This is a genomic window from Streptomyces sp. NPDC006733 (assembly GCF_040636125.1).
Lineage (GTDB): Bacteria > Actinomycetota > Actinomycetes > Streptomycetales > Streptomycetaceae > Actinacidiphila.
The window spans coordinates 183,246-207,321 of sequence record NZ_JBEYJD010000004.1 but is presented as its reverse complement, the minus strand read 5'-3'; the positions used below and the strand labels follow the sequence as shown (position 1 = coordinate 207,321).

Here is a 24,076-nt window from a genome sequence, read left to right as displayed (position 1 = left end):
ACGTGCCGCGGGCGGGGGTGAGTCGCACACCCCGTCAGCGCCGGGCGCCGCACGGTCCGTCCGGCCCGAACCGCCGTGCGGATCTTCCGCAATAGTCCCTTTGATGGCGGAAAGCCTGCCCGGCACGCGGGGCACCGTTACCCTCCGAAGGAGCGGAAGGGGGCGCGCTGTTGAGCGGTTCGGGCGATGTCATCGGTGGGCGCTTCGAGTTGCTGGGGCGGCTCGGCTCCGGCGGGATGGGAACGGTGTGGCGCGCCAGGGATCTGACCCTGCACCGTCAGGTCGCGCTCAAAGAAGTCCTGCCGGCCGGCCTCCCGGCCGGCGACCCCGTCCTGCGCGGGAGGGTGCTGCGCGAGGCGCGCGCCCTCGCGCAGCTCAGCCACCCCCACGTGGTGACGATCCACGAGGTCGTCGAGGAGGGGCCCTATCCGTGGCTGGTCATGGAACTGGTGGCGGGTCCCTCCCTGCAGGAGGCCATCGCGAGCGCTCCGCTGCAGCCGCACACCGCCGCCGGGATCGGCCGCGACCTCCTGTCGGCGCTGCGGGCCGCGCACGCGGTGGGCATCCACCACCGGGACGTGAAACCGGCGAACGTCCTCCTGCGCGCGGACGGCCGGGCCGTCCTCACCGACTTCGGCATCGCGGGCGTGCAGAACGCCACGGCGCTGACCATCACCGGCCACCTCGTCGGCACCCCCGAGTACATGGCTCCCGAGCGCATCCGCGGCGAGGAGGGCAATCCCGCCTCCGACCTGTGGTCACTGGGCATGCTGCTGTATGTCGCGGTCGAGGGCGTCAGCCCCCTGCGGCGCTCCACCGCGCTGGCCACCCTCGCCGCCGTGCTCGACGAACCGGTGCCGCCGCCGTCGCGGGCCGGGCCGCTGGGGCCCGTCCTGGCCGGACTCCTGGTGCGGGACCCCGGGGCGAGACCGGACGCGGCACGGTTGGACGCGCTGCTCGCGGAGGTCGCGGCGGCTACGCCGGGCTCCGTGCCGACGCGCCCGGCGACGCGGCCCGACGTGCCGCCACCCGCGCCCGCCGCCCGGCGGAAGCGGCCCGCGCTGCTGGCGGTCGTGGCCGTCACCGTCATCGCGGCGCTCGCGAGCGGCCTGGTGTACGCGCTGCGGGACCGCGATCCGGGGCGCACCGGCGGCCAGGCGCCGCCCGTCTCCTCGAGCACCGGCGCGGGCCCCGGGGCGGGCGGGAGCGCGACGCGACCCACGTCGTCGTCCACCGCCCCGAGCACCGTGCCGACCACTACCGCGACCTCGCCCACCTCACCGGTGAGCGTCACCTCGTCCAGCCGCACCGCGACTGTCGACAACGCTCCCCCCGGTGAGGCGTCCGCCGACACCTGGATAGCGCAACTGTGGTCGGAGCCGGTCACCTCGGGACCGGCTGCCCGCGACCGGCAACTGGCGATCGTACGCCGCCAGGTGCCGGAGGCGGTCGTCCTGCGCAGCGACGACTTCGCCTCCCTGCGGGCGGGCTACTGGGTGGTCTACGCCCCCGGCCCGTTCGCGAACGGCAGCGCGGCCGTGGCGTTCTGTGCGGCGCGCGGCCGCACCACGCCGAACCAGTGCGTGGGCCGCTACCTCAGTCACCGTGCGGCCGACATCGTCCACATCTGCCGCCCCACCGCGGACGGTCCTCCGGCCGGCGGCTGCCGGCGGCGCTGACCCGCGGTGCGCGATGGGGCCGTGCCGTTGCGGGCTACGGGTGGCGAGGGGCGGAGTGGGATCCGCCGCGGGTCAGGGCCGGGGTCTTGGCGCGGTCCGGGGAGGTGGTGCGGGCGTGCTCCGGGTGGCGCTGCCGCCAGTAGGGGTTGTCGTGCGGCAGCCCGCCGCTGACCCGCCCGTACATGCCGAACGTGGCGACGAGCAGCCCCATGACGAAGCTGAACAGCACGTTGGGCATGCGGAACGCCAGGTAGTTGAAGGAGCTGTCGAGGACGGCGAGGTTCACGAAGCCGCTGAGGATGAACAGGCCGCCCACGACGATCTCGATGGTCGAGGCGACGTTGCCTCCGATGATCGCCGCGCCGATGAGGACGGCGCCGAAGATCAGGGACAACACGCTGAGCAGCCCGTTGCTGGACAGGCCCGCGATGTTGCTGCCGGTGGTGTCGAAGAAGCTCAGCTGGTCGATGAGCCCCAGGATCCCGAACACCAGCAGGATCAGCCCGCACAGGCCCGCGCCGTAGCGGTAGACGGTCCGCAGCCGATGGTCGAGGGGCAGTTCGTCCTGCAGTTTCATGGCGGCCTCCGCTGGTTCGCTTGCTTGCGTCCGCTCGGAACCCCGGGTCCGGGCAGCCGGCGGCCGTCCTGTCCCTGCGTCGTCCCTATGTCCCAATATCGCGTATGGCCGCCAGGCGCGCCCGTTGGAAAAGTCCGCTCCGGTCCGCGCCGGCAGTGGCCGGAAGGCTGGCACCTTCAGGCCGCAGCTGCTACTTTCCCCACCCATCGATCATACATTCAGTCATGAAATGTATGAATGGAGGCGGCATGCGGGGACGGACGGCCGTGGTGCTCGGCGGCAGCGTGGCGGGTTTGTGCGCCGCGGGCGTGCTCGCGCGCCACTTCGACAAGGTGATCGTTCTGGAGCGGGACCGGCTGCCACCGGACGCGCAGCACCGGCGGGGCGTACCGCAGAGCAAGCACCCGCACTTCCTCCTCAACTCCGGGCGGCGGGCGATCGGCGAGATCTTCCCCGGGTTCGAGGAGGCGCTGATCGCCGCGGGCGGGATGCACCTGATGCCGTCGATGGACGCGGCCTACTGCGAGAACAGCGGCTGGGCCCCGCGCAAGACCGGTTCGATGACGATGGTCTACAGCTCCCGCGTGCTCATCGAGCGAGTCCTGCGCGACAAGGTCCGCGAGCTGCCGGCCATCGAGATCCGCGAGGGCGTGACCGTCACCGGGCTCCGGTCCACCGGCGGCGGCACCGCGCGCGGGCGCGTCGAGGGGGTCGAGTACCGCGCGGGCGACGACACCGGCCACCTGCCCGCCGACCTGGTCGTCGACGCGCTGGGACGCGGCTCCTCCGTCGCCGACTGGCTGACCGCGGCGGGGTGGCCGGCGCCGCCGGAGCGGACCCTGGACGCCAAGGTCACCTACACCTCGCGCTGGTACGACCTGCCGCCCGCCGACCGGCGCCCGCCGTCGTGGTGGTGGAAGCACCTGGTCGTCACCCCGACCCAGGACACCGGCGACCATCCCGAGGAGCACGAGTTCCTCAGCAACTTCTTCCCCATCGAAGGGGACCGCGCCATCGTGTGCATGGGGGCGTGGGGCCTGCGCATGCCGCGGGAGGCCGAGACCTTCGAGGCCGCGGCGGACCGCGTGCGCGCCACGTCCTTCGGGCGGGCGATGCGTGCCTGCACGCCGACCTCCGAGGTGCACCTCACCCGCTCGACCGGCAACAAGTGGCGCCGCTACGACCTGCTCGACCAACCCCCGCTCGGGCTGGTCTGCGTCGGTGACTCGATCTGCGCGTTCAACCCCTTCTACGCCCAGGGGATGAGCTCGGCGGCTCGCTCCGCACTCATCCTCGCCGAGATGCTGCCGGGCCGTGACGTCCTCGACCGCGCCTTCCTCCGCGCGTTCCTCGCCCGGCAGAAGGAGTCACTCGACGTCCCCTGGATGCTCGCGATGGCCCGCGACCAGGCCTATGACTTCGCGACCGGCAGCGAGGTCGTCGCCCCCTGGCGCCGCAGGCTGGCCGCGCGCCTCAGTTGGCCGGTCTTCAACGCCATCAACGCCACGAGCCGCGAGGACGCCTACGTCGAGCGGACGTTCGCCGAGGTGTTCAACCTCGACAAGTCCCTGCGGCAGATGACCACCGATGCGCGGTTCTGGTTCGGCATCGCGCGCTACGCGCTGCGCCGGCGGCTCGGACGCACGGTCGTGCCCGGCGGATTCGACGACCAGCAGGACCCGCCCGGCACCGACTTCACCGACCTCGCCGGCCGGCACCGCACCGGCGGCCCGCCGCCCGCCGCGGCCGACCTCGTCAAGGACTGACGCCACCCGGCAACGTCCGGCAGCGACCGACCACGACCGACCCGAGGGGCGATCAATGAGCTATTCGTGCGACGCAACCGCCGAGCGCCTCGCGGAAGGGCTCGGCTTCTCCTGCCACGACGCCGAACCCCTCGTGGAGTTCCGCAACCCGTTCGGGCTCGCCAACGGCACCATGCCGTTCCTCGAACTGCTGGTCATCGGCGGCGCGGTGTTCGCCCTCGTCCACGCCTGGCGGCGGTGGCGGCGCGACGGCGACCCGGTCAACATCTCGCTGTGGTGCGCCTCGCTCGTCTACCTCGCGGTGATCGAGCCGCCGCTGTACTTCCCGGCCTGGTTCGGCCTGGAGGAGCACGTCGGGTTCATCTTCTCCCACAACGTGTTCACCGTGCAGTTCATGTACGACCGGCTGCCGCTGTACATCGTGGCCTTCTATCCGGCGCTGTCGCAGCTCGCCTACGAGGTGGTCCGGGTCCTCGGCGTGTTCGCGCGGCGCGGGCCCCTCGTCGGGTCGCTGGCGGTCGCCTTCGTCTGCCAGGTGTTCTACGAGATCTTCGATCAGCTCGGACCCCAGCTGAAGTGGTGGGCCTGGAACACCGACAACAAGATGATCAACGCACCATCGCTCGCCTCGGTCCCGATGAACAGCATGTTCCTCTTCGCCTCGGTGTCCTTCGGCGCGATGACCTACCTGGTCGTCCGGCTGGTCGGCGCGAGGGACGGCCGCGGCCCGCTCACCGGCCGGCGGATCACCCTGCGCACCGTGGCCGCCGGGGTCCTGACACCGTTGGCGATGGCGGTCGCCGGCGTGCCCAGCAACCTCTTCCGCGGCGGGGACCAGCTCGGGGTCCAGCGGGCCGTCATCGGGGTCGAACTCGCCCTCGTCTGGATCGTCGGCCTCTGCCTCCTCGCGGACGCGTGGCGCGCGCGGCGCACCGAGCCGCTCGCGCAGACGCCGCCCGCGGGGGAGCCACCCCCGGGGGAGCCATACCCTGCGCACTCCCCGCTGTTCGCACGGACCTATCCGGCGCTGTACCTCGGCGTCCATCTCGTCCTCTGGCTGGTGGCCCTGCCGGCCTACTTCACGGCGACCGGCGGCATCACCGAGCAGGGCACGCCGGTCGGCAGCCTCTGGTACACGGTGCTGTGCGCCGTCGCCGCGACCGGACTCGTCGTGGCCGTGACCGTTGCGACCAGGTCCCGAAGGACGCGGGAGCCTGTGCGATCCTGAGGCCATGGGGCATCACGGCTGGGGAGGCAGGCCTCCCGCATCGGACGCGGAGGCCCGCCAGCGCATCATCGACGCGACCGCCCGCTGCATCGACCGGCACGGCGTCACGAAGACGACCCTGTCCGACGTCGCGGGCGAACTCGGCGTCACCCGCCAGACCGTCTACCGCCACTTCGGCCGGCTCGGCGACATCATCGGCGAGGTGGCCGCGCAGGGCGCCGCGTCGTTCGTCGACCTGATGATCGCGCACCTGCAGGGGATCACCGACCCGGCCGAAGCCGTGGTCGAGGGCATCGTCTTCTGCGTTCGGACCATCCCCACCGAGCCACGCCTGAGCCTTCCGCTGCAACTCGGGGACACCACCGCCTTCGGCCGCGGCGCCACCACCAGGGACACCATCGCCTACGGCGCGCAGATGCTGCGGCGCTTCCCCGTGGACTGGGCCGCCGCCGGTATCGAGGAGGAGGATCTCGACGGGCTCGCCGAGATCATCATGCGGCTCCTGACGTCGCTGCTGGAGCATCCGAGCGACCCGCCGCAGGATGAAGCGCGGCTGCGCGCCTTCCTCACCCGCTGGCTGGCCCCGGCACTGTCCCGGCCCGCCGCACCCGCGCCCGGCCCGCCGGCGCGGGCGGAGGTCTGAGCGGGGAGCCCCGGACCGGGCCGCGCCCGGTCAGTGACGGCGGACGGCGGTGACGATCCAGGCGCGCGAGTCGAAGTACACGCCGTCCTCGGTGCTGTGGGCGTCCAGGACGGCCCGCAGCCGCGCGCGGGCCTGTTCGGCCGCCGCGGTGTCGAGGCCGCCCAGCAGGTCGTCGACCTCCCACAGGTTCAGCACGGCGTCGAAGGCGGTGGCGGCGTCCGGGCCGTAGTAGACGGGCTCGTGCACGTCGGTGAACCCGATGTCCGTGAAGCCGGCCGCCGTCAGGACGCCTTCCACGACGGTCGGGTCGGCGAGGGAGAACGGGTCGGGGCCGTGGGAGGCGACGGGGGCGTCGCTGACGCTCCGGCGGATCTCGGTCGCCCACTCATTGCGCTCGCGCTCCTGCCAGAGCAGCAGCACCAGCCGTGCGGTGGGGCGCAGCGCGCGGCCGATGTTGCTGAACGCGGCGACCGGGTCGGCGAAGAACATCGTGCCGAACCTGCTGATGCCGAGGTCGAAGGAGGCCGGGGGGAAGTCGTGGTGCTGGGCGTCCGCCTGCTGGTAGCCGACGTTGGTCAGGCCCTCGGCGTCGGTGAGCCGCCGGGCCCGTTCGAGCATGGGCGCCGAGACGTCGACGCCCAGCGCGCTGCCGCCGGCGGCGGCGCGGGCGGCCTCCCGCGTGGTCTGGCCCGTGCCGCAGCCGATGTCGAGCACGCGGTCGTGCGGGCCGACGCGGGCGGCGGCACGGAAGAGGGTGTTGTGCCGACGCAGTTCCGCGTCGTAGTCGAACGGCTCGGACATCACCGTCACCGGATCCTTTCGGTGCCCACGTCGGCCGGGCCGTCGCGCAGCACGCCGCGTACCTGGTCCAGCGACATTGTCTCCGGTGCGAACTCCGCCAGCCACCATGTGGCGCCCGCCTCGGCGTAGGGTGCCGGATCGGCGCCGGGCGGCAGGGTGGCGGCGATGTCGTACCGGGTCGTACTCGGCCGGCGCAGTGCGGCGACGGTGGTGACGACAGCGGCCAGCTCGTCCGGGTGCTGGAGATCGACCGGCACGAAGCCGTCGTGCCGGGCGGCGCGGTGCAGCGGTCGGACGTTCCCGGGACGTCCCGCGGCCCACACCGGCACCCCGGGACGCTGCACGGGCCGGGGGAGGAAGGTGACGTCGTCGACGGTGTAGTGCGCGCTGTGGTGGTGCACCGGTTCGCCCGACCAGGCCGCGGTGAGAATCTCCAGCGACGCGTCGAGCATCCGGCCCCGCCGCCGGTCGTCGAGTTCCTCGCCGGTCGCCCGCAGCTCCCCGGCGAAGCGATCGCTGCCGAGGCCGACGCCGAGGGTGAGGCGGCCGCCGCCGAGCCGGTCCAGCGTCGCGGTCTCCCGGGCGACCTTGGCCGGTCGGCGACGGGCCAGGGGCGTGACCATGGGGCCGAACCGGAGGCGTTCGGTGGCGGTGGCGATCGCCGCCAGCGTGATCCACGGGTCCGCCGCCCGCCGGACCGGTTCCCGCCAGCGCAGGTGGTCCCAGACGAACACGCCGTGCCAGCCGGCCTCCTCCGCCTCGGCGGCCAGTCGCGCGACCGCGACCGGATCGGCGAGTTCGTCGAAGAGCGGCAGCCAGAGCGCCGACCGCAGCCCGGTCATCGTCGGCCGCCCGCGGTGTGCTGGAGCAGGGCCGGGACGAACACGTCCCACAGCGGCTCCGGCAGGTCGTGGCCGGCGCCTTCGAGGACCAGCAGGCTCGCGCCGGGAATCGCGTCGCGCAGTGCGTGAGCGTGGGGGAGCGGGAACAGCGGGTCGTGGTCGCCGTGCGCCACCAGGGTCGGCGCCTTGATGGCGGCGAAGTCGCGGGACACGCCGTCGGTGTCCATCGCGTAGTGGTTGACGAGCATGGACGCGACGTCGCGCGTGCGGGCGACGTCCCGTTCGACCAGGGCGCGCGTGGCGGTCGGGTCGAAGTAGGGCGAGCCGCCCGAGCACGCTCGGGCCGAGGCCACGACGAAGTCCACCACCGCTCGGGGGTCGGCGGGGTCCGGATCGGCGGGGACGCCCTGCATGAGCGTGTCCGACGACGGCGGCAGCCCGTCCGCGCCGTTGGAGGTGGAGACGAACGTCAGCGTCTCCACCCGGTCGGGGTGGTCCACGGCGATGATGAGCCCGATGTCGCCGGACATGGACCGGCAGACGATGTGGGCGCGCTCGACGTGCAGCGCGTCGAGGATGCCGAGCGCGTCCCGGGCCAGGTCGGTGGCGGTGTAGCCGGGCCGGCCGGGCGGGTAGCTGGTGGACCTGCCGGTGTCGCGGTTGTCGAAGCGGATGACGTACCGGTCGCCGCGTGCGATCTGCTCGCACATCCCGGCTTCCCACCACAGCATCGAGGCGCTCGCGCCGTCGATGAGTAGGACGGCCGGGTCCGCGGGGTTTCCGTAGGTCTCGATGCACAGCTCGACGTCGTTGATGCGGACGAGCTGCTCGCCGTGCGAAAGGTGAGGGGTCATGGAGGCAACGCTAGACTCGGCAGTGCATCGTGAAAAGCGATGGTTTCCGATCGAGTCAATCGTGTTGAGCGATGAAAGTGCCGGGGGTGGGCGCTCATGTCCGAGGTGGAACTGCGGCATCTGACCGCGATGGCCGCCGTGGCCGACGAAGGGTCGTTCGGGCGCGCCGCCGCGCGGCTCGGGTACACCCAGTCGACGGTGAGTCAGCAGATCGCCGCGCTGGAGCGGGCCGTCGGCGGCGCCGTCTTCGACCGGCCGGGCGGCCCGAAACCGGTGCGGATCACCCCGCTCGGCTCGGTGGTGCTGGCGCACGGACGCGAGCTGCTGGCGAGGGCCCAGGCGCTGGCGGCAGCCGTCGACCGGTTCAAGGCCGGTGACGGCCGGATCGACATCGGCACCTTCCAGAGCGTCTCCAACGTGATCCTGCCGGTGCTCGTGCGCAGGCTTCGGGACGAGCACCCCGGCTGCGACATCCGGCTGTTCGAGGAGGAGACCGACCAGCCGCAGGTCGACGAGCTCGACCTGATGTTCTTCGACGGGCGCGTCGACGGCGACGTCGAACACCGCAAACTGCTCGACGACCCCTACCGGCTGCTGGCGCGCCGCGGCACCTTCCCCGACGGCCCGGTGCACCCGGCCCACCTCGACGGCGCCCCGATGGTGGCCCACCCGCCGATCTGCGACCAGGCCCGCATGGAACAGGCCCTCGCCCGCCGCGGCGCCCGGCCGCACATCGTGTGCCGCACCGCGGGCAACGAGACCGTCGTGTCGATGGTGCGCGCGGGCATGGGCTCGGCGATCCTGCCGCAACTCGCCCTGCACGGCGCCGATATCAGGTCCGACCCGGCGCTGAGCGTCCACGCCCTCGAACCGGCGCTCCCACCCCGCGAGATCTTCCTGCTGTGGCAGGCCCACCGCACCCACTCCCCGCTCGCGGCCCGCGCCATCGAGATCGCCACAGACGTCGCGGACCACCTCACCGGGCAGGCCTGACCCGACGAGGTGCGCCGGGCGCCTCGGGCGGGTTCGGCCGTGGCGAGGGAAGGAATCGGCTGCCGCGGCTGTTCTGCGCAGGGAGTGAACTCATGGCGGCACGACCGAAGGGTGAGATGGTGTCAGTGGTGTTCGACGAAGAGACACGCAAGCTGCTGGACGGGAAGAACTTCGCCACCGTCGCGACGCTGAATCGGGACGGCGGGCCGCAGACCTCGGTGGTCTGGATCGCGCGGGACGGGGACACGGTGCTGTTCTCCACCACGGCCGGGCGGCAGAAGGGGCGCAACCTGGCCCGGGATCCGCGGATCAGCCTGACCGTCTTCGACACCGAGAACCCCTATCACGCGGTCGACATCCGCGGCACGGTCGAACTGATCGAGGACCGCGAGAAGGCGCTGCCGCGCGAGCTGGCGCACAAGTACCTCGACGAGGAGCCGCCGCCCGAGTCGGAGGACGTGCTGCGGCTCATCGTCCGGGTGACGCCGCAGAAGATCACCAGTTTCTCCGCCTGACCCCCGGGGAGTGCGGGCCCCGGTCCCGCTCAGCCTTTGCGGGCGAGCAGTTGCACCTCCTGGAACTGCCGCCGGTCGGTGGGCTGGGGCTCGCGGACCATCCGGGCTGTCTCGTGCAGCCCGGCGGTGCGCAGGACCGCCGCGAGATGATCCGGCGACCACCGGTAGGCGGGCGCGACGGTGTGGTCGAAGCCCTGCGTCGGGTGCGAGGGGCCGTCGCTGGCCGAGAAGCCGATCAGCAGGTGGCCGCCGGGTGCCAGCACGCGCTGGAACTCCGCCAGGATGAGCGGGAGTTCCGGTGGCGGCGTGTGGATGACGGACCACCGGGAGAGCACGCCGCCCAGAGCGCCGTCGGCGATGTCCAGAGCGGTCATCGAACCCACGTCGAACCGCAGGCCCGGAAAGGCCTGCCGCGCCAGCTCGATCATCGCAGGCGAGGCGTCGACGCCGAACGCCGCCAGCCCCAACCCGTCGAGGTAGGCGGTGACATGACCCGGCCCGCACCCCAGGTCCGCGATCTGCTCCTTGCCACTCGCGCTGACGACCTCGGCGAAGGCACTGAGCATCGCCCGGTCCAGGGGCCTGTCCCGCAACGAGTCGCGAAACAGCTCCGCGTAGGCGGGGGCAGCGGCGTCGTACGCCTCGCGGGTGGCACCGAGGCCATCGTGTTCGACCATGCCCGCGACAGTACTTCCCGGCACTGACACGAGCCGGGGGAACACCGCTCCTCCCTCCCGCGCGCTGACCTCGGCCACCCAGCGGAGGGGCTTCCGGTGCTGACACGGCTCACTCATGATGGTGGCGCCCTCATGGGTCAGATCTGTGTCCGACTCGGGCGCCGGCCGGGATCACTTCGAGCCGGATCGGGCCGGTGCCGGGGTCGCGGACGGGGGCGGGGTGCGGGTGAAGTGGCGGGTGGTCGGGACCAGGGCTGCCGCGGCCGGGACGAGGAAGCAGGCGGCGGCGCACAGGGCGAGTACGGGTGTGGTGCCGAAGGTGTCGATGGCCGGGACGATCAGTGCCAGGCCGACCGGGGCCAGGCCGTAGGAGACGAGGAAGTCCAGCGAGGAGACGCGGGCCAGTTTGTCCGGGGCGACCTCCCGTTGGGTGGCGGTCAGCCAGGGCACGTTGAACAGCTCGATCCCGATGCCGGCCACCACATACGCGCCGACCACGACGAGCGGGGTGACCGGCAGCATCAGGCTCAGCGGGGCGAGGCCGTACAGGGCGAGTGCGGCCAGGGCGGACCAGCCCTGGGAGCGGGGGCGGTAGCGGGTGGTGAGTACGGCTCCGACGAGGGCGCCCAGGGTGTAGGCGGTCATGGCCGAGGCCAGTACCCATTCGGTGTGGTAGCGGTCGCGGCTGATCAGGGGCAGGGCGACGCTGGTGGCGGAGTAGCCCAGTGCTATGACGCCCGTCAGGGCGCCGAGGCCGGCGACGAACCAGGGATGGCGGCGTGCTTCGCGTACGCCGTCGACGAGTTCGGCGCGGAACGAAACGCGCTCCGGCGGGTGGCCGGCGGGCTTCGCGTCCGCCCCGCGCCCGGGAACGAACGCGGCGACCAGCCACAGCAGGCCGACGCCCAGCAGCAGCGTGGCGCTGCCGACGAAGGCCGACAGCAGGGCGGTCACCGCCGGTCCCGCCAGCGTCGAGGTGCGGACCGCCAGGGTGATCGCGGCGTTGGCCTGCTGCCGGTGCGCGGCATCGACCACTTCCGCGGTGAGTGCCTGGAAGGCCGGGCGGCACGCGCCCTGCCCGGCACCGGCCAGGGCGCCCGCGACCGACATCACCACCAGTGACCGGCCGAGCCCGAGGGCCAGAAACGGTGCGGCGACCGCCGCCGCGAGCGCCGACCACCGCACCACCGCCCGGCGGGAGTGACGGTCGGCCAGCACTCCGCCGACCGTCACGGCGGCGAGGAACCCGACGGTCCGCACGGCGAGTACCAACCCCAGTTCGGCGGTGGACAGTTCGCGGTGCAGGACCGCCAGGCCCAGCACGAAGGGCAGTGCCCAGGTGGCGAGGCCTGACGCGGCGGTGCCCGTCCACAGCCGCAGGAAGGCGAGGTCGCGCAGCACGGACCCGGTCTGCGGCGCCGGTGCCTCGGGTGCGGGTGATGTCCTCACGGAAGTGCTCCTCGTCTGACGGCAGGCGCTCGGTGGGCCGGGGCGGCGCTCGGCCTGCGGTGGACAGAACCGTACCTGGTTATTGGAAACGATAACCATTAGCGTATGGTGTGGACGCGGCACCCCCTCCCCGGTGCACGCCGCACCGCCCTGCGAATCCGGAGAACCCATGCGCCACCGCAACAGACCCGCTGTCGCCGCCCTCGCCATCGCCCTGACCTGTGCGGCGGCAGGCTGTTCACCGGCCGGCAACACCGCCGCGAAGAGTGGTGAGTCGGCTGCGAGCACCACCACCGTCATCAGCAGCTGCGGCCGGCAACTGGCCTTCGCCCAGCCGCCGACGCGCGCCCTCACCCTGGACCAGACCTCGACCGAGACCCTGCTGGAACTCGGCGTGCAGGACCGCATGACCGGCACCGCGAACCTCAAGACCAAGATCCCGGCGCGGTACCAGGACGCGTACCGCACGGTCCCGGTCGTCGCACCCAAGATCGCCACCGGTGAGCAGGTGCGCGCCGCCACCCCCGACTTCGTCGTCGCCTCCTCCACCGACCTCTACACCAAGGACCGGGCCGGCACCCGCGAGGAGCTGGCGGCACTCCGCCTCCCGACGTTCGTCAGCGCGGTGGACTGCCCGCAGCACAGTGCGCGCGGAACGACACCGTTCGAACTGCTCTTCTCCGACTACGAGAAGCTCGGCAAGGTATTCGGCGTCGACGAGCGCGCGGCGCGGCTGGTCGCCCAGCAGCGTGCCGCCGTCGCCGCAGCCGGCGCGTCCGCCTCCACGACCACCCCTCGCGGGACGCCGCCGACCGTCGTCTACCTCTACTCCATCTTCAACGGCATGCCCTACGTGGCGGGCAGGACCGGACTGCCCAGTGAGATCAGCCGCATCGTCGGCGCGAAGAACGCCTTCGACGACGTGAACGAGGACTGGCCGGAGGTCTCCTGGGAGGAAGTGGCGCAGCGCAACCCCGACTTCCTCGTCATCGGCGACCTGTCCGAACGCGGCCGCCCCGGCGACAGCGCCACCGAGAAGCGCGCCATCCTGGCCAAGGATCCGGCGATCTCCCGGCTCCCCGCGGTCCGCGACCACAGGATCATCGAGGTCCCCGGCATCGAACTGGACCCCTCGGTCCGCTCCGTGCACGCGTTGGCCCTGGTGGCGGCCGGAATGAAGCACCTCGGCCATGCCCGTTGACCCGGGCGCGGTGGACCTGCTGCACCCGGCGGCCCGCCCGCTGCGGAGCGCCCCGGGCGGACCCGTGCTGCCCGCAGATCCGGCATCCCGGTCCGGCCGCTTGGCCACGGTCCGGTCCACCACGCTCCGAACCGCCGTACTCGCCGCCCTGCTCGGCGCTTTGGCGGCGTCGGTCGCCGCGGGCGTGCGCATCGGCACCGCCGCGGTGGGATGGGGGGAGCTGGCCCGGGTGTTCGGCACCCACCTCGGCCTGGACGTCGAGCCGCTGCCGCCGCTCGTGGACTCGCTCGTCTGGGACCTGCGGCTGCCCCGGGTCCTGCTGGCCGCCCTGGTCGGCGCGTCGCTCGCCGTGTGCGGCACGGTGCTGCAAGCCGTCACCCGCAACGCGCTCGCGGATCCCTACCTGCTCGGCGTCTCCTCGGGCGCCTCGGCCGGAGCCGTCCTGGTGGTGGTGCTCGGCGTCGGCGCCGGCACGCTCGGCAGCACCGGAGGCGCCCTGGCCGGCGCCCTGCTCTCCTTCGGCCTGCTGCTCCTGCTGCTGCGCCGCACCGGCCTGGACTCCGTCCGGATCGTCCTCACCGGCGTGGTCGTCGGACAGCTCTTCACCGCGGTGACGTCGCTGATCCTGATGGCCTCCGCGGACGCCGACACCACCCGCGCCATCACGCACTGGCTGCTCGGATCGATGGCCCCGGCCCGCTGGGACGCCGTCGCGGTCTGCGCCGTCGTCCTGCCGATCGGCCTGGCGACGGTCTGGATGCACGCCACCGCCCTCGACGCCCTGGCCTTCGGCACCGACACCGCCGCCTCCCTGGGGATCGCCGTGGCCCGCACCCGGCTGGTGCTTCTCGTGGTCACGGCGGTGCTGACATCCGTGGCGGTCGCCACCGTCGGCGCCATCGGCTTCGTCGGACTGATCGTGCCGCACGGGATGCGGTTCCTCGTCGGCCCGCTCCACCGCGTCCTGCTCCCCCACACGGCGCTCGCCGGCGCGGTGTTCCTGGTGTGGACCGACGCCCTGGCACGCGTCGCCTTCGCACCCCGCGAGGTGCCGGTCGGCGTGCTCACCGCGCTGCTCGGCGTCCCCCTGTTCCTTCTCGTCCTGCGCCGGAGGGGGGAACTGTGAGGATCACCGCGGAAGGACTCAGCTGGTCGGTGGCGGGCCGACGTGTCGTCCGGGACGTCGACCTGGACATCGAGCCCGGCGAAACCGTCGGGCTGCTCGGTCCCAACGGCTCGGGAAAGTCCTCCCTGCTGCGCTGCCTGGCGGGACTGCGCGCCCCGGACACGGGCGCGATCCGCTACGACGGCCGCCCCATCCGGGACTGGGACGCCCGCCGCATCGCCCGCCACATCGCCTTCGTGCAACAGGACACCGCCCTCGACACCGACCTGCGCGTCACCGACGTCGTGGGGCTGGGCCGGACCCCGTTCCGTGACCGCTGGCACCCGCCGGACGCCACCGACCGCGCGGTCACCGCCGCCGCCCTGCACCGGGTGGGGCTCACCGAGCACGCCCGGCGCTCCTGGAAGACGCTGTCCGGCGGCGAACGCCAGCGCGTCCACCTCGCCCGCGCACTGGCCCAGCAGCCCTACGGCCTCCTGCTCGACGAGCCCACCAACCACCTCGACATCAGGCACCGGTTGGAACTCATGCAACTGCTCACCGACACCCCCCAGACCGTTCTGGTGGCGCTCCACGACCTCTCGCTCGCCGCCCGCTACTGCGACCGGCTGCTGCTGATGCACCACGGACACCTCGTCGCCGCCGGGCGCCCCGCCGCGGTCCTCACGGCGGAGAACCTGGCCACCGTCTTCGAGGTGGACGCCGAACTGACCTTCGACCTCGCGCACCACCCCACCGTGGCCTACCGCGGCCCCTTGCCCCGGGTCGCCGGGGCACTTCTCCGATGACAAGGACCTCCATGGACACCCGTACCGCCCCGCCCCTGACCGTCGACGACCTCACCGCGGCCGTCCTGGCCGGCGCACACGGCCCCCTGCCGTCCACCCTCGCCGCCACCAGCGTCTTCTGGATACACCACGGCACCCGGCTCGCCCTCGGCACCACCACCTACCTCAACCAGTACGTCCTGGTGCGGCTCGGCGCCTCCTTCGGCGGCTGCGCCTTCGAGGCCGGGGAGGTCGACCCGGCCGTCTGCCGCGAGTTGTCGGGCAGCTCCCTGGACGTCCTGCTGCGCGAGGCGCCCCGCCCGCTGAGGATCGCCGCGCTGGACGCGTACCTCGCCGAGCAGCACCCCCACCACCGGGCCGCCGCAGCGCGCGAGGCCGAGCCGGTCCTGCTGCCCGCCGGCACCCCCGAAGTGCGTGCGCAGGCCCGCGACGCGGCCATCGCCGGGCTCCTCGACATCGACGCCGGTGCCCGGGTGGGCCTGATCGGCGTCGTCAACCCGCTGCTGGCGGCCATCCGTCGGCGCGGCGGCGAGCCACTGCCCTGCGACCTCAACCTCACGGCGACCCAGTGGGGCGACGTCGTCACCCCCGACATGCACCAGGTGCTGGACCGCGCCGACGCCGTGGTGGCCACCGGCATGACCCTCGGCAACGGCACGTTCGACACCCTCGTCGACCGGTGCCGCAGCCGCGGCATCCCGCTGATCGTGTACGCGCAGTCCGGCAGCGCGGTCGCCCGCGCCTTCCTCGGCGCCGGGGTCACCGCCCTGTCCGCGGAGCCCTTCCCCTTCTCCCAGTTCAGCGCCGAGCCGACCACCCTGTACCGCTACCGCGCCACGGCCGGCGCATGAGCGCCGCCGACCACGGGGGGAGCGGTGCGGAGCGGTTCGGGACGGGCAGCGCCTCCAGCCACCACGGCGAGCTGCTCCAGGGCGTCTTCCGCGATGCCGCGGGCCGCCGGTGTGCCGGCCTGGTCACGCTGCCCATGGCCGGGCTGGGAAGCCGCGCCCGGTTCACCCGCCGCCCCGGCACCCCGCCCGAGCGGCTCACCGTCCGGCCCGCCGACCGCGCCAAGGCCGAGCGTGCCGCGACCCTCGCCGTCCGCGAGTGCGCGCGGCGGCGCGGCGAGCCGCCGTGCGGGGGCGAACTGCGCCTCGCCGGGGGCATTCCGGTCGGCCTGGGCATGGGCAGCTCGACCAGCGACGTGATCGCCGCGGTGCGCGCGGTGGCCGACTCGTACGGCACCTGGCTGCCGCCCGACACCATCGCCACGCTCGCCGTCCGCGCCGAACTCGCCTGCGACCCCCTCATGCTCGACGCCCGCCCCGTGCTCTTCGCCCAGCGCGAGGGGCGCGTCCTGGAAGTGCTCGGCCCGCGCCTGCCACCGCTGGTCGTCGTGGGCTGCGTCCTGAACAACGCCGAACCCGTGGACACCCTCGCCCTTCCCGCCTGCGCCCAGGACGATACCGACCTGCGCGCGTACGAAAGCCTGCGCACGCTGCTGCGCCGGGCCGTGGCGACCCGCGACGTCCGACTGCTCGGCGAGGTCGCCACCGCCAGCGCGGTGCGCGGGCAGGAACGCCTGTGCCACCCGGAGTTCACCGCCCTCACCGACATCGCCCCGCGCGTCGGAGCCGTGGGCGTGCAGATCGCGCACAGCGGCGCCGTCGCCGGCATCCTGCTCGATCCCGCGGCGCCCGGCCTGCGGCACCGGATCGACAGCTGCGTCCGGGCGCTGCGGAGCAACGGCATTCCCGTCACGCGCACCTTTGCGACCACCCCCGCCACGACGAAGGAGACCCAGCGTGGACCAGCACATCGCGGAGGCGATCGGCCGGCCGGACCTCGTGCGCCTCGACGATCGGCTCATCTGCCTGCGCTTTGAGACGATGAAGGTCGTCTCCGCGCTCGCCGCGGTCCGCCGGCTGCTCGACACCGGGGCGATACGGCGCGGCGACACCCTGCTGGACAGTTCCAGCGGCATCTACGCCTACGCCCTGGCCCTGGCCTGCCACCGCTACGGCCTGCGGTGCCACATCGTCGGCTCGACGACCATCGACCACACCCTGCGCACCCAACTGGCCGTGCTGGGTGCCGTCCTGGAGCAGATGGAGCCCTGCGACGACCTGAAACTCGACCAGAAGCGGAGGGTCGCCCGGGTCCACGAGATCCTCGCCGACCATCCCGAGTACCACTGGATGCGCCAGTACCACGACGACATCCACTACCTGGGCTACCGGGCCATCGCCGACCGGATCGGCAGGGCGACGGGAGGGGCGGCGCTCACCCTCGTCGGGGGAGTGGGGTCGGGAGCCTCCACCGGGGCCCTGGCCCGCTACCTGCGCGCCGCGTCGCCGGACGTCGAACTCGTCGGGGTGCAGCCCTTCGGCAGCATCACCTTCGGAGCCGGGCACGTGGCGGACCCGGACATCATCATCGCCGGCATCGGCAGCTCGATCCCGTTCGGCAACGTCGACCACGCCGCGTACGACACCCTGCACTGGGTGTCCTTCGACGCCGCCGTGGCCGGCAGCGTCGACCTGCTGCGCCGGCACGCGGTCTTCGCGGGCCTGTCCAGCGGCGCGGGCTACCTCGCCGCGCGCTGGGAGCGGGACCGGTCGCCGGGGCGCACGGTGTTGTTCGTCGCCGCCGACACCGGCCATCGCTACGCGGACACGGTCTTCGCCCGGCACGGCACGGCCCTCGCCCTCGACGCCCTCGCGCCCACGGCCGTCGTCACTCAGGACGAACTGGCCCTGCCCTGGTCGCGGATGCACTGGAACCGGAGCGCGGGGCGGCAGCCCCCGCAGCCCGACGCCCCGCTCACTCCGTCAGATCGAGGCCGGCGAGCTGGGCGCGGCTGGTCACGTTGAGCTTCGGGAAGGCGCGGTAGAGGTGGTAGCTGATGGTCTTCGGGCTCAGGAACAGCTGCGCGCCGATCGCCCGGTTGGTCATGCCCGTCGCGGCGAGCCGGACGATCTGCAGTTCCTGCGGGGAGAGCTGCGCCAGCAGACCGCTGCCGCGCCCGTCCAGCGGTCCCGTCGCGCCCGCCGCGCGCAGCTCCGCGCGGGCGCGGTCCGCCCAGGGGGCGGCGCCCAGGCGCTCGAAGGTGTCCATGGCGGCGCGGAGGTGGAGCCGGGCGTCGGTCTTGTGGCGCTCCCGGCGCAGGCGCTCGCCGAAGAGCAGCCGGGTTCTGGCCGCCTCCCACGGGCGGCCGCTGTCGGCGTGCAGGCGGACGGCGCGGCCGAACAGCTCGTGCGCGGTGCCCCAGTCGGGCTCCACCAGCGCCCGGCACCGGTGCAGCACCGCGTCGGCCCACGCCAGCTCGGACGCGTCGGCCCACTGGGCGAACTGTTCCAGCGGCGCGCGGGCCGGCCGGCCGAGCCGGGCGGCCGCCTCGACACGGTCCGGTGCGCAGTACACGCTCTGGATCTGGCGGCGGACGGGGCCGGCCTGCACCGCCTCCAGGCGGTCCAGGGCCTCCGCGAACCGGCCCTGCCCGAGGTCCCCCAGCGCCAGCGCCCACTGCGCCCACGCCAGGCTGTTGACGATGCCGGTGGCGTCGAAGTGGTCGTGGCAGCGGGCGGCGAAGTGCGCCGACCGCCGGTGGTCGCCGCGCACCGCCCAGATCCAGGCCAGCATCCCCTCCAGGTAGCCGGCCCGGTTCGGCTGGCCGGTGTCGGCGGCGAGTTGCAGGCCCTCGCTCGCGGTCGCCTCCGCGTCGCGGAAGCGGCCGAGGTACAGCTCGGAGGCGGCGAGCGTCAGGTGTGCCAGCGGCAGCCAGCCGACGTCGCCGCGGGCCCGGCACTCGGCCGCGACGGCGGCGGAGATCTCCCGCCCGGCCTCGAAGTCGCCGACCAGCCCCGCGACGAAGGCGGCGTTGATGCGCAGCGCCGGGGTGCCGGACGGGTTCCGGCGGGCGTCGGCCACCAGCGTCCGCATGGTCGGCAGGGCGTGTGCGGGCCCGCGCTCCAGGTACACGGCCGCCCCGGTCACGGCCGCCACCGCCGGGTCCAGGCCGTCCTCGGGCCGGGGCCGCAGCGCGCCGAGGCGGTCGGCGGCCTCCCGCAGCCGGAGGGGATCGCTGAGCTGCCAGGCGTTGCGGGCGGCGTCGACGAGCATCAGGCCCGCCTCCACGCGCACGTCGGCGGCGACCCCGGCAGCGGTGACCCCGCTACCGGTGAGCGCGGGACCGGTGTGGGCGGGGTCGGGTGCGCCGGATTCGACGAGCGCGTCCGCGGCGGCGACCAGCAGCTCGTGGGCCATCCCCGGAGCTCCGTCGTCGAAGGCGGTGCGGGCGCGCAGCGCCTGCAGCCGGGCCCGCGTCCGCGGCTCGCTCGTGATGCGGTCGGCGGCCTCGATCAGCGCCTTGGCGCGCGGGGTGAGGCCCGCGGTGGCGGCGGCGTCCGCCGCGGCGGCGAGGCGGCGCGCTCGCGCGGCCGGGTCGCGGGTCAGCTCGGCGGAGCGCTCCAGGGCCGCGGCGGTGCCGGCGTGTCCGTGGCGCTCCCTGGCCCGGCCGGCGGCCTGCTCCAGGGCGAGTGCCGCCTCCTCGTCGGGGCCGGTCGCCGCCGCGGCCAGGTGCCAGGCCCGCCGGTCCGGCTGCTCCCGCAGCACCTCGGCGAGCGCCCGGTGGGCCGCCAGGCGCGACGGGCGGGAGGCGGCGTGGAACGCGGCGCCGCGCATCAGCGGGTGGACGAACGACACCCGCCCGGCGGCGACGTGGATCATCCCGGCCCGCTCGGCCGGGTCCAGCGCGTCGGGTCCCGCGCCCACGTCCGCGGCCGCGCGCACGATCACGTCCAGCTCGCCGCCGTCCTCGGCGGCGGCGATCAGCAGGGCTGTCCGGGTCCCGGCGGGCAGCGCCGCGATCCGTGCGCGGTACGCCTCCTGGATGCGGTGCGGCAGCGGCAGCGGCTGCGGGCCGTACGCGTCGGCCGTGCGGGGCAGCGCGAGCAGGGCGAGGGGGTTGCCCGCGCTCTCCTCCATGATCCGGCGGCGCAGCGGGGGGCCGAGCTCCGGTGACCGCTCCGCCAGCAGCCGTGCACTGCTCGCGGGGTCCAGGCCGGCCAGCCGGAGTTCGGGCAGCCCGCCCGGGTCGAAGCCGTCGCGGGCGCCGAGGACCAGGGCGATGCCCTCGGCCTGCAGCCGGCGCGCGGCGAACAGCAGGGCGCGGGCCGAGGCGTGGTCGAGCCAGTGCGCGTCGTCGACCAGGCAGAGCAGGGGTGCGTCGGCGGCCAGTTCCGCCAGCAGGGACAGCACCGCCAGACCGACCGTCAGCTGATCGCCGCTGCTGCCGGGGCCCAGGCCGAACGCGGCCCGGAGGGCGGCGGCTTGCGGTTCCGGCAGCGCGTCGATCCGGTCGAGCGCGGGACGCAGCAGCAGGTGCAACGAGGCGAACGGGATCTCGGCCTCGGTCTCGATGCCGGTGGTCCGCACGACGGCGACCCGGTGCCGGTGCCGGGCCTGGTCCTCGGCGTACCCCAGCAGCGCGGTCTTGCCGATCCCCGGCTCGCCCCGCACCACCAGCACGCCGCTGCGGCCGGCGGCCGCGCCGTCCAGCAGCGCGTCGAGCACCCGCTGCTCCGCCGCCCGCCCCCGAAGCGTCATGTGGCCGTGCCCCTCACCCCGATCGTCCGGGCCGATCCTAGTCACCTGTCCGATACCGGCCTCGCCGTGGCCCTCGTAGCGTCCTGGGCACGGCGGAGCGCCCCGGGGGCGCGGTGAAACGGGACGGATGTGCGGTGCGGTGAAAGCCATGGACGGAATCGATACCTCGGTCGTACTGGAGTCGGTGACCAGGAGCTATCCCAACGGGGACGGAAGGATCACCGCGCTCGACGGGCTGACGGCCCGCTTCGCCCACGGCACCTTCACCGCGGTGATGGGCCCGTCGGGTTCGGGCAAGTCGACGCTGCTGCAGTGCGCCGCCGGACTCGAACGGCCCACCTCGGGCCGCGTCGTCGTGGCAGGCCAGGACCTGGCGCGACTGAACGACCGGAAGCTGACGCGGTTGCGGCGTGACCGGATCGGGTTCGTCTTCCAGGCGTTCAACCTGATGCCGTCGCTGACGGCGGCGCAGAACGTCGCCCTGCCGCTGCGGTTGGCCGGCCGGCGGCCCGACCCGCACACCGTCCGGCAGGGTCTGGCGGCGGTGGGACTGGCCGACCGGGCGGGTCACCGGCCGGCGGAGCTGTCCGGGGGCCAGCAGCAGCGGGTGGCGATCGCCAGGGCGCTGGTGACCAGGCCGGCCGTGCTGTTCGCGGACGAGCCGACCGGCGCCCTGGACGCGGGTACCAGCCGCGAGGTGCTGCACCTGCTGCGCACGCTGGTCGACCGGCACGCGCAGACCCTGGTGATGGTCACCCACGACCCGGCCGCGGCCGCCTGTGCCGACCGGGTCCTGTTCCTCGCCGACGGGCAGGTCCGCGGCGAGCTCACCGACCCGGACCCGGACGCGGTCGTGGCCCGGATGCTGCTGCTGGAGGCGTCGTGCTGACCATCACCCTGGGCACGCTGCGGACCCGCTGGGTCTCCTTCCTGGGCTGCTTCGCCGCGCTGGCCCTCGGCACGGCACTGATCGCCGCGATGGGGCAGGTGCTGGCGAGCACCGTCGGCACACCGGACCGCGCGCCGCAGCGGTACGCCGCCGCACCGGTCGTCGTCGTCCCGGACGGGCAACTGACCGTGCGGCGGCAGCGGGGCACGACCGCCGAGCCGCTCGCGGAGCCGCCCGGCCTTCCCGCCGGGCTGGCCGCCGCCTTCCCCGGCGCGGTCGTGGACCGGGTCTTCCCCGCCCGCCTCGACGGCGGTCCGCCGGCCGTCGGCCGCCCCTGGTCGGCCGCGCGCACCGCGCCGCAGCGGCTCACCCAGGGCCGCGCACCGGTGGGCAACGACGAGATCGCGGTGAGTGCGTCGGCCCTCGCGGCCGCCGACGCCGCGCCGGTCGGCCACCGCGTCGCGGTCGTCACCGCCGACGGCGCGCGGGCGTACACCGTCGTGGGGGTCACCACCGCGGGCCCGCAGGGCACGGTCTTCTTCGCCGACGCGCACGCCGCGGCGCTCTCGCCCCGCGTCGACGCCCTCGCGCTGTGGCAGCCGGCCGCCGCGGTGCGTGCCGCGGTCGGCGACCGCGCGAGGGTCCTCTCCGGCCAGGACCGTGCGCTGCCCGACCCGGCGCGCTCCCAGGACCGCGCCGCGAGGAACAACGCCGACACCGTCGTCGGGATCGCCGGCGGGTTCGCCGCGTTCGTCTCGGTGTTCGTGGTCTCGTCCACCTTCGCGTTCGCCGTCTCGCAGCGCCGCCGCGAGTTCGCGCTGCTGCGGACGGTCGGGGCGACCCGGCGCCAGGTACGCCGCATGGTGCACGCCGAGGCGTGGTCCATCGCGCTCGTCGCCTCCGCACTGGGCGCCCTGATCGGCCCGAGCGCCACCGCACCGCTGCTGCACTGGCTGATCGGCCACGAGATGGCGCCCGCGTGGACGGTGCCGAGCGGCTCGCTCGTCCCGTCGCTCGTCGCGTTCCCCACCGGGGTGCTCGTCGCGTTGCTGGGGGCGGCGGCCGCGGCCCGGCGGGCCGGGCGGGTGGCCGCGGCCGAAGCCCTGCGGGAGGCCGCGGTGGAGTCGCGGGCGATGACGCCGACCCGCTGGGTGCTGGGCCTGGGCGCGCTCGGCACGGCGCTGGTCTGCATGGCGGTGGCCGCGGTCGGCGATCCCGCGTCGGCCGCCCACAACAAGTCGGCGATGCCCAACGTCATGCTGCTGCTCGCCGCCGCCGGACTGCTCGCCCCCGTGGTCGTCGGTCCCGTCACCCGGCTGCTCACCGCGCCGCTGCGGCGGTCGCGGGGCGCCACCGCGACCGTCGTTCCCGCCGCCGTGCTCGCCTCGGCCCGGCAGGCCGCCATGACGGCCGCGCCCGTCCTGATCACGGTCGGACTGACCGCCGCGCTGCTGGGCGGGGCCGCGATGGGCGACGCGGCGAAGGCCGCGATGCGGACGCGGCCCGTGCGGGCGGAGTACCTCGTGCTGCCCGCCGCCGGGTCGGGCCTGGACCGGCAACTCGTCGATCGGCTGCGCGCGTTGCCGGGTGTGGAGGTCGCCACCGCGGCACAGACCAGCCTGTACACCCTGGAGGGCGGCACCGCGCTCATCCAGCGCCCCGTCGAGGCCGTCGACCCGGCGACCCTGCCGGCCGTGCTCGACGTCCCCCTGGCGGCCGGCTCGTTCGACGGCCTGGACGACCGTACCCTGGTGGTCTCCGCCGACTGGGGCCGGCGGATCGGTGACAGCGTGCCGCTGTGGCGCGCCGACGGCAGCAGGACCGCCCTGACCGTGGTCGGCGTGCTCGGCAACGGCGCCGACGCGGAGGCCTACGTGACGCGGGCCCACGCGTTCTCGGCGCTGCCGTCGATCGCCTACGTCAAGCTGCGCGCCGGGACCTCGCCCGCCACCGCCGAGGCCCTCCTGCGGGAGACGACCGCCGGGCACAACGCGCACGCGGTGACCAGGGCTGCGTGGATCCGGGACACCGGGGTCGGCCGGCAGTCCGCGAGCCGCGTCGGCCTGTTGGCCGTCCTCGCCATCATCCTCGCCTACACCACGATCGCCCTGGTCAACACCGTGCTGATGGCGGCGGCCGACCGGGCGCCCGAGCGGCGTGCGCTGCGCCTGCTCGGCGCGCAGCGGACTCAGGTCCTGGGCTTCGTCGCGGCGGAGGCGCTGCTGGTCGTGGCGATCGGCGTGGTGCTGGCCGGCGGCACGGCGCTGCTCGCCTTCGCGGGCCTGTGGGTTTCCCTGGTCCAGGTCGCGGGTCCCATCGGTGTCGGCCTGCCCTGGCCGGCGCTCGCCGCGGTCACGGCGGGCTGCACCGTCCTCGCGGTGCTGGCCTCGGTCGGGTCGGCGGTGCTCGCCGACCGTGGCGGCCCGGTGGCCGGGGGCTGA

21 protein-coding genes are annotated in these 24,076 nt (G+C 74.2%); 14 read left to right on the top strand and 7 right to left on the bottom strand.

Going from position 1 to position 24,076, the window contains the following annotated elements; all coding sequences use genetic code 11:
* Positions 1–170 precede the first annotated feature (170 nt).
* Positions 171–1,679, top strand: a complete 1,509-nt coding sequence (locus tag ABZ721_RS06095; RefSeq protein ID WP_358787386.1) for a serine/threonine-protein kinase — start codon at positions 171–173, stop codon at positions 1,677–1,679.
* 34 nt (positions 1,680–1,713) lie between these two features.
* Here ABZ721_RS06095 and ABZ721_RS06090 read toward each other — a convergent pair whose 3' ends face one another.
* Positions 1,714–2,256: a DUF4383 domain-containing protein gene (locus tag ABZ721_RS06090; protein ID WP_358787385.1), complete on the bottom strand. Its 543-nt coding sequence runs from the start codon at positions 2,254–2,256 to the stop codon at positions 1,714–1,716.
* Positions 2,257–2,504: 248 nt separating this feature from the next.
* Here ABZ721_RS06090 and ABZ721_RS06085 point away from each other — a divergent pair, with 248 nt between their 5' ends.
* The 3 genes from ABZ721_RS06085 to ABZ721_RS06075 are packed head-to-tail and all read left to right on the top strand — an operon-like array spanning position 2,505 to position 5,893.
* Complete coding sequence (locus ABZ721_RS06085; RefSeq protein ID WP_358787384.1) at positions 2,505–4,022, top strand: hypothetical protein; 1,518 nt, start codon at positions 2,505–2,507, stop codon at positions 4,020–4,022.
* A 55-nt stretch (positions 4,023–4,077) separates the two neighbouring features.
* The gene (locus ABZ721_RS06080) at positions 4,078–5,250 is read left to right on the top strand and encodes a hypothetical protein (protein WP_358787383.1); all 1,173 of its coding nucleotides are present in this window, start codon (positions 4,078–4,080) and stop codon (positions 5,248–5,250) included.
* Positions 5,251–5,254: 4 nt separating this feature from the next.
* Positions 5,255–5,893 carry a TetR/AcrR family transcriptional regulator gene (locus tag ABZ721_RS06075; RefSeq protein ID WP_358787382.1) on the top strand — a complete coding sequence of 213 codons (639 nt, stop codon included), beginning with the start codon at positions 5,255–5,257 and terminating at the stop codon, positions 5,891–5,893.
* A 30-nt stretch (positions 5,894–5,923) separates the two neighbouring features.
* Here the strand turns inward: ABZ721_RS06075 and ABZ721_RS06070 are convergent, their stop codons facing one another.
* The 3 genes from ABZ721_RS06070 to ABZ721_RS06060 are packed head-to-tail and all read right to left on the bottom strand — an operon-like array spanning position 5,924 to position 8,390.
* A complete protein-coding gene (locus tag ABZ721_RS06070; protein ID WP_358787381.1) occupies positions 5,924–6,694 on the bottom strand; it encodes a methyltransferase domain-containing protein in 771 nt (256 codons plus the stop codon).
* Between the two features lie 5 nt (positions 6,695–6,699).
* Positions 6,700–7,536: an LLM class flavin-dependent oxidoreductase gene (locus tag ABZ721_RS06065; protein WP_358787380.1), complete on the bottom strand. Its 837-nt coding sequence runs from the start codon at positions 7,534–7,536 to the stop codon at positions 6,700–6,702.
* On the bottom strand, positions 7,533–8,390 hold the full coding sequence (locus ABZ721_RS06060) for an alpha/beta hydrolase (protein WP_358787379.1): 858 nt from the start codon (positions 8,388–8,390) through the stop codon (positions 7,533–7,535). Before ABZ721_RS06060 ends, ABZ721_RS06065 begins: the two co-directional genes overlap by 4 nt.
* A 96-nt stretch (positions 8,391–8,486) precedes the next feature.
* Between ABZ721_RS06060 and ABZ721_RS06055 the strand changes: the two genes are divergently transcribed.
* Both ABZ721_RS06055 and ABZ721_RS06050 read left to right on the top strand, forming a co-directional pair.
* On the top strand, positions 8,487–9,383 hold the full coding sequence (locus ABZ721_RS06055; RefSeq protein ID WP_358787378.1) for a LysR family transcriptional regulator: 897 nt from the start codon (positions 8,487–8,489) through the stop codon (positions 9,381–9,383).
* A gap of 92 nt (positions 9,384–9,475) precedes the next feature.
* Complete coding sequence (locus ABZ721_RS06050; RefSeq protein WP_358787377.1) at positions 9,476–9,898, top strand: PPOX class F420-dependent oxidoreductase; 423 nt, start codon at positions 9,476–9,478, stop codon at positions 9,896–9,898.
* Between the two features lie 29 nt (positions 9,899–9,927).
* On the opposite strand, the gene ABZ721_RS06045 is transcribed toward ABZ721_RS06050, so the two are convergent.
* On the bottom strand, positions 9,928–10,575 hold the full coding sequence (locus ABZ721_RS06045; RefSeq protein WP_358787376.1) for a class I SAM-dependent methyltransferase: 648 nt from the start codon (positions 10,573–10,575) through the stop codon (positions 9,928–9,930).
* A 171-nt stretch (positions 10,576–10,746) separates the two neighbouring features.
* Positions 10,747–12,024, bottom strand: a complete 1,278-nt coding sequence (locus ABZ721_RS06040; RefSeq protein WP_358787375.1) for an MFS transporter — start codon at positions 12,022–12,024, stop codon at positions 10,747–10,749.
* A 169-nt stretch (positions 12,025–12,193) separates the two neighbouring features.
* On the opposite strand from ABZ721_RS06040, the gene ABZ721_RS06035 reads away from it, so the two are divergent.
* From ABZ721_RS06035 to ABZ721_RS06010, 6 genes are read left to right on the top strand one after another with little or no spacing between them, the layout of a single operon-like run.
* Positions 12,194–13,225, top strand: a complete 1,032-nt coding sequence (locus ABZ721_RS06035) for an ABC transporter substrate-binding protein (protein ID WP_358787374.1) — start codon at positions 12,194–12,196, stop codon at positions 13,223–13,225.
* A complete protein-coding gene (locus tag ABZ721_RS06030) occupies positions 13,215–14,351 on the top strand; it encodes an iron ABC transporter permease (protein ID WP_358787373.1) in 1,137 nt (378 codons plus the stop codon). Before ABZ721_RS06035 ends, ABZ721_RS06030 begins: the two co-directional genes overlap by 11 nt.
* Positions 14,348–15,139 carry an ABC transporter ATP-binding protein gene (locus tag ABZ721_RS06025; protein WP_358787372.1) on the top strand — a complete coding sequence of 264 codons (792 nt, stop codon included), beginning with the start codon at positions 14,348–14,350 and terminating at the stop codon, positions 15,137–15,139. The genes ABZ721_RS06030 and ABZ721_RS06025 overlap by 4 nt, the downstream gene beginning before the upstream one ends.
* A complete protein-coding gene (locus tag ABZ721_RS06020) occupies positions 15,136–15,990 on the top strand; it encodes a DUF364 domain-containing protein (RefSeq protein WP_358787371.1) in 855 nt (284 codons plus the stop codon). Before ABZ721_RS06025 ends, ABZ721_RS06020 begins: the two co-directional genes overlap by 4 nt.
* Positions 15,987–17,024 (top strand): GHMP kinase, encoded by a 1,038-nt coding sequence (locus tag ABZ721_RS06015; protein WP_358787370.1) that lies wholly within the window; start codon positions 15,987–15,989, stop codon positions 17,022–17,024. Before ABZ721_RS06020 ends, ABZ721_RS06015 begins: the two co-directional genes overlap by 4 nt.
* Complete coding sequence (locus tag ABZ721_RS06010; protein ID WP_358787369.1) at positions 16,945–18,012, top strand: pyridoxal-phosphate dependent enzyme; 1,068 nt, start codon at positions 16,945–16,947, stop codon at positions 18,010–18,012. The genes ABZ721_RS06015 and ABZ721_RS06010 overlap by 80 nt, the downstream gene beginning before the upstream one ends.
* Here the strand turns inward: ABZ721_RS06010 and ABZ721_RS06005 are convergent.
* Positions 17,963–20,746, bottom strand: a complete 2,784-nt coding sequence (locus ABZ721_RS06005) for an AAA family ATPase (RefSeq protein WP_358787368.1) — start codon at positions 20,744–20,746, stop codon at positions 17,963–17,965. The genes ABZ721_RS06010 and ABZ721_RS06005 overlap by 50 nt on opposite strands.
* Before the next feature lie 148 nt (positions 20,747–20,894).
* Between ABZ721_RS06005 and ABZ721_RS06000 the strand changes: the two genes are divergently transcribed.
* Both ABZ721_RS06000 and ABZ721_RS05995 read left to right on the top strand, forming a co-directional pair.
* Positions 20,895–21,635 (top strand): ABC transporter ATP-binding protein, encoded by a 741-nt coding sequence (locus tag ABZ721_RS06000; protein ID WP_358787367.1) that lies wholly within the window; start codon positions 20,895–20,897, stop codon positions 21,633–21,635.
* Positions 21,629–24,076, top strand: coding sequence for an FtsX-like permease family protein (locus tag ABZ721_RS05995; protein ID WP_358787366.1), 2,448 nt, complete (start codon positions 21,629–21,631; stop codon positions 24,074–24,076). Before ABZ721_RS06000 ends, ABZ721_RS05995 begins: the two co-directional genes overlap by 7 nt.